The organism is Streptomyces sp. NPDC028305, assembly GCF_055569495.1.
In genome coordinates this window covers 1-5,243 of record NZ_JBVHTN010000019.1, presented here as the reverse complement: position 1 = coordinate 5,243, position 5,243 = coordinate 1, and the positions used below count along the sequence as shown (strand labels likewise).

5 protein-coding genes are annotated in these 5,243 nt (G+C 67.3%); 3 read left to right on the top strand and 2 right to left on the bottom strand.

The window, feature by feature from the left end; translation table 11 throughout:
* Positions 1–112 precede the first annotated feature (112 nt).
* Positions 113–826: a hypothetical protein gene (locus ACZ4WQ_RS46805; RefSeq protein ID WP_385342597.1), complete on the bottom strand. Its 714-nt coding sequence runs from the start codon at positions 824–826 to the stop codon at positions 113–115.
* Between the two features lie 299 nt (positions 827–1,125).
* Between ACZ4WQ_RS46805 and ACZ4WQ_RS46800 the strand changes: the two genes are divergently transcribed.
* Entirely contained in the window at positions 1,126–1,653 is a 528-nt protein-coding gene (locus ACZ4WQ_RS46800; RefSeq protein ID WP_398370781.1) for a hypothetical protein, read from the top strand.
* Positions 1,654–1,868: 215 nt separating this feature from the next.
* Here the strand turns inward: ACZ4WQ_RS46800 and ACZ4WQ_RS46795 are convergent, their stop codons facing one another.
* The gene (locus ACZ4WQ_RS46795) at positions 1,869–2,186 is read right to left on the bottom strand and encodes a helix-turn-helix domain-containing protein (RefSeq protein WP_398370779.1); all 318 of its coding nucleotides are present in this window, start codon (positions 2,184–2,186) and stop codon (positions 1,869–1,871) included.
* Positions 2,187–2,282: 96 nt separating this feature from the next.
* On the opposite strand from ACZ4WQ_RS46795, the gene ACZ4WQ_RS46790 reads away from it, so the two are divergent.
* Complete coding sequence (locus ACZ4WQ_RS46790; protein ID WP_398370777.1) at positions 2,283–3,191, top strand: hypothetical protein; 909 nt, start codon at positions 2,283–2,285, stop codon at positions 3,189–3,191.
* On the top strand, positions 3,188–5,011 hold the full coding sequence (locus ACZ4WQ_RS46785; protein WP_398370775.1) for a hypothetical protein: 1,824 nt from the start codon (positions 3,188–3,190) through the stop codon (positions 5,009–5,011). Before ACZ4WQ_RS46790 ends, ACZ4WQ_RS46785 begins: the two co-directional genes overlap by 4 nt.
* Positions 5,012–5,243 lie beyond the last annotated feature (232 nt).

The following is a 5,243-nucleotide window of genomic DNA, read 5'->3' as shown; positions in this document are numbered from 1 at the left end:
GGGCTGTTCACGAGTGTCCTCTGCCAGCGGCTTCGCGTTCCTTTAAAGATCGCTTCCCATCTGCCAACTGATCGCTTCCCGCAAAGCCAGCCACCGAGAGGGGCACGGGTGGTCAGGGACGCTGGGCAGTATGCAGCCGTTCGACCTGCTTGTTGATGAGATCGAAGGGGAACTGGGCCTTCACCCCTATGTTCAGATCTGTGAAGCTCGCTGTGACGTTGCCCGTCCGCACGAAAACATGGTGTTCGTCCCGCAACCCATCTCCGTCTGGCAGTGGCATGATCACGTGGAAACTAAGGGCCTCGTCCCCGACATCCGGGGCCTTCTCCACAGTGATCTTGGCGTTGAACTTCCCGAACTGGCCGACTCCCGTAAAGGACCTGCAGGTCGTGAGCGAGTCATGTAGCTGCTGAAAAGCCCCTTCTGCCTTCGTGTCGTCGTACGAAGCCAGCGTGGACCCGCCCCCCATAATGTTCTTCTTCCAATTGAAGATCTGGAGCACGACGGCGGACGCGTTCTCGGCGTCAAGCACGTCAAGGACTCTCTGGCAAGAGGCATCCGAGACGGGCGGGTAGGTGCGTTGCTCACTTTCCGGAACAGGGTCCTGCACAGGCACGTCGTGGGCCTGTGGTACATCCCTGTCCTTGAGGGTGAGTGCCTTCAGCTGCTCGGCGGTTAACGGGGGTCTTGCGGTTCTTGAGGGTGCTTCCGTGGTCGGGGTCGCCGTTGGGCGGCTTGCCGCTTCTTCGGTTGAGCAAGCGGAGACGACGAGTATTCCGGCGATCATCGCGTTACTTGCTGTCATCCGTCGCATGAGTGCAGCCACAAGTGCCTCCTCTGAGCTGTCTGCACGAGTCAGGTAGACGCTAGCCGCAACCGCCGAGGACGGGAGCGCGATTTGTCCACTTGTGGTGGACAGCGAGCGACAGGCGATGTGACGCACGGGCTTCGATCCTCGCCAGTCCGGTCTGGGCACCTAACGCACAGTGGGCAGACGGTAGTTGTCGTTAGGGATCATTGGCGATCACCTTCTGCGATCTTGTGGCGTGCTCTTCTACGGTGGGTCATGGCTCTGGCGGTCCTTGCGTCGGGGCCTGCACGTCGGGGCAGGAGGCAGAGCTGACGATGACGCCACTTTTCAAGCGGTTGGACGAGGAAGAAGCCGTCGCCCGTGGCGAGTTGGCTGCTCTGCGCGAGAAGGTCGCCGCGACGGAACAGTGGCTGGCTCGCCTGGCGATCACACGTGAGACGGCGCTGTCCCTGATGAGTGAAAGCTCTCACCGTGACGAACCCCAAACCCAAGAGCCGTGGGCTGCCGAGAGCCCTGCAGCCCGTCAGGGTGCCAGTGGTGGGGAAGGGACTGCTGGTGAGGGCGCCCAGACGGGGCAGGCACCGCAGACGCCCGGCCCGGTGGATCTGGAAACGGCGCGGGAGCGGATGCTGGTGCTCTTGGCGGGTGCCGGGCGGGCTATGAAGGTGCAGGACATCGCTGCGGCGATTGGCGAGGACACGTCCAACGCGCGGCGGGTGGAGACGACTCGCTCCCGACTGAAGAAACTGGTGAAGGAAGGCCGGGCGGTTGAGGGCCCGACGGCCTGGTTCTCCATCGCGCATGCCGACAGTGAGCGCCGAGAGGAGTCCGGGGTGGGCTGATGAAACGTCCGTCGGGCTGGGCTTTATGCCTGGTCTGGCGGCGAAGAGGCTGGCACCGCCGAGGGTTCAGCTCGGCGGTGCCGGTTGCTTGAGCGTCCCGCAAAGGTGGCTCTCGCACATCCGAGGTTAGTGGGGGTCTTCTCCACTCGGCGAGCGGAGCCGCGAATTCGTCCTGCCCTGGTCGCGATCGTGCGAATCCAGGTGCGAATCGAGGCTCATTGTTCCCTCTTCCGGTCACAAGTGGGCTGCTGCGGCCACAGTCGGATCCCGATGAAGGCGTTCAGCCGGGCGATGGTGGCCACGTCCGGCCAGGACCGTCCGGCCAGCAGGTCGGCGATGGCCTGCCGGTTGACGCCGGAGCCGACCGCGGCCGCCCGCAGACTCAAACCCTGGTCGGCCAGGGCTTGGCCAAGGGTGCGGGCGATCTGGCGGACCGCCTCTGCTCCGGGGTCAGGGCTGGGGTGTTCGGGCCAGGCTTCCGGATCACTGGTCAGTTGCCTGGGGGAGCGTGCGCGGGCGCGTCCGCCGACCATGCGCGCACCGTCCTCTCCATCGAAGTTGATCAGTCCTGGAATGGCTGCTTGTCCAGCCGGTATGCATGGACTGTGGTTCTTGATCCGGATACGTCCATGAAAATCACGCGCTACCGGCCGCGGGACGCGCCGCCGGTCTGGGACGAGGTCGCGCCCTTGGTGCGGTCGGTGGTCGCGGCAGCGGTGAGCGCGGTGCCCTACGAGGTGGAGCAGCTGCTGCACGTCACTGCCACTCTGGCGCTGTGGGCGGAAACAACGGGCGTGGAGCGGGAGCCGGATGCGTGGCTGCGCAACGAGGTCATCGACGCCTTCGTCCTCTCGCGCGCCGGGGATATCGAGGCGTCGTCGGTGCGGACCTACCGGACCTGGCTGTTGCGGGTGCGGGACGCGCTGGCCTGGAGCGAGCGCGGGGAAGCCGCACCGGCCCGGCTGCATGCCACCGCGCAGAGCCATCAGCCCTACACATCGGGCGAGTTGGCGGGTCTGCGGCACTGGGCCACGCACCTGCCCCGCCAGCAGCACACCGACGCTCTCGCGCTCCTGGGGCTCGGGGCGGGTTACGGGCTTACGCCGAAGGAGGTGGCGGCCAGCCGCGGCCGGGACCTGCGGCGCCCGCGAAGCGGCGGACCGCTTTTGCATACCGGCGTCGACCGGTTGGTCCCGCTCGTCGCCCGCGCCGCCTGGGACACCGTTCTGGGAGAACTCGCCGACCGAGCCGGCGGCGGGTACTTGTTCCGGCCGCGCCGCACCACCGAGTACGCGAAGAACCTGATCAGCTCCTGGTCCCTCACCCACCGGCCACCGGATGGGCTGCCTGCGCTGTCGGTGGGCAGGCTGCGGGCGACGTGGATCGTCGACCTGATGCGCGCGCACATTGATCACCATCTGATCGCCCAGGCGGCCGGGCTCGCTTCCGCCGCCTCCCTGGCCCGCTGGCAGCACCTGGTGCCGCCCATCGATGCCTTCACTGCGGCTCGACTGCTGCGGGGCCCGGAGCAGGCGTGACCAAGCCCCAGGCCTGGCGGAACCTGGAGAAGATCAAGCTGTGCCGGCCGCGGCCGGTCACCGACGCGCCCGTCGAGATCCCGGACTCCAAGGTCGGGCAGCTGGACGCCCTGCTGCACGCCTCCGGAGTGCTGGACCTGATCGACGCAGAGCTCGAGGGCCGTCCCGGCCCGAAGGGACTGCCGGTGCGGACGGCGCTGGTGGGCCTGTTGCTGTCGCTGCACTATCACCACAGCGCCAGCCTCGCCAACGCCTGCCGAGTTCTGCTCGACGAACTGCGCGCCCCCGCCCGGTCCTGGCTGGGCGTCCCCGATGCCAGACACCTTGATGACCATGCCCGGCACGCGTTCACCCGCCGCGTCTACCGTGCCTTTGACCGCCTCACCAGCGCCCTCGACCCGTACCGCTGTGACCGGCGCAGCCGGCTGCCCGCCGACGAAGCCACAGACGTGGCGGCAGCCTGGGAGGACGCGGACGCCGAACATGTACGGCGCCGGATACTTTTGCAGGAGATCAGCGACCGTCTGGTGCTGGTCACCGTGCGTCTCGCCCACCGCCGTGGCCTGTTCAAGGGCTGGCGAGGCGATATCGGTGTCGACACCACCCCGGTCCCCGCATGGCACCATCCGCCCAGCGAACGACGCGAACTCGCCTCCGTGGAACTCACCGCGGGCTGGCACTACTGCGGAGGCGCGGAGGAAGGCATCTTCGGGCACAGCGCCACCCTGCTCGTCGCCGCCAGCCGCCGACATCCCGCCGGACACCCGCAAGCGGGTGAGCGCGTCAGCCGGCATCCGCAACTCGCGCTCGGCCTCGTCCTGGACACCCCCGGCAAACGGACCGGGCCCAACGCCGTCCACGCCCTCACCGCCCTCGTCCCGTTCGGCTTCCCGACCGGAATACTGGCCGCCGACCGTGCCTACACCGACCAGACCGGCCCGCATTTCGCCCAGCCCGCCCGCCGCCTGGGCTACCAGCTCGTCCTCGACTACAAACAAGAGCAGCGTGGTGTCCAGGGCACCCACCAAGGCGCCGTCCTCATCGACGGCTCCCTGGCCTGCCCCGCCATACCCACCGCTCTCGCGCACGCCACAACCGGCCTGGACGACAGAGCCGTGCGCGAGATCGACGACGACCAGCAGCTCACGAAGCTCATCGAGACCCGCGAGCCGTACTTCCTCCGCCTCAAACAGTCCGCAGACACACGGGGCGCGATCCGGCTGCAGTGCCCCGCCGCAGGCCCCTCGCCCTCGGTGGTCTGCCCCCGTTTCAACCAAGCCCAGCACATTCCTCCACCACGGCCGAGTGTGGTGGACCTCACCAGCCGACGGGCCACCGCCGCACACAGTGCGGCCAAGCCCACCGTCCCCATCCCTCAGGCGGAACGTCTGCGGCCCCTGCCGAAAGACGAACTGCCGAGGATCTGCCAGAAGCCCACCATCACCGTCCGCCCAGGCGACCTCGGCAAGATCGACAAATTCCGCCAGGACCGGCACTACCTCCGCCCCACATGGCAAGACGCCTACCGGCCCGGCCGCGCGAACATCGAGGGCCTGAACGCCAGAGCCAAGGGCCACGGAATCAACATCGCCGACCCGAAAAGTCGCCTCGCGCACGGCCGCGCAGCCCAGACCATCCTCATCGCTCTGATGGTCTGCAGCATCAACCTGCACATCCTGTTCACCCGGCAGAACACGACCACCGAAGCCGCTACCCATCACGAAACCCAGAACGTCACCGAGCTGGACAGCCTCACGCCGCCCACCATGACGACCGGACTTCCACCACCCGCCCCACCCACAGTCACCGCAAACACCTGACATCCCGGCTCCACAGCTCTGGCACCCGCACACCCAACAGCGGCCCCGGCGCGCCCTCCGCACCCAAACCACCCCCGAACCCACGGCGTCGTCCACCGAGCTACCCACTCCAGAACCCACCCGCGTTCGGACAGCACCTCGAACAGACCCCAGAAACGCCAAGATCCCGCCCGATCAATCAGATCGGACGGGATCTCGTGAACCATTCTCGAGCTAACTCAAGAACAGCCGC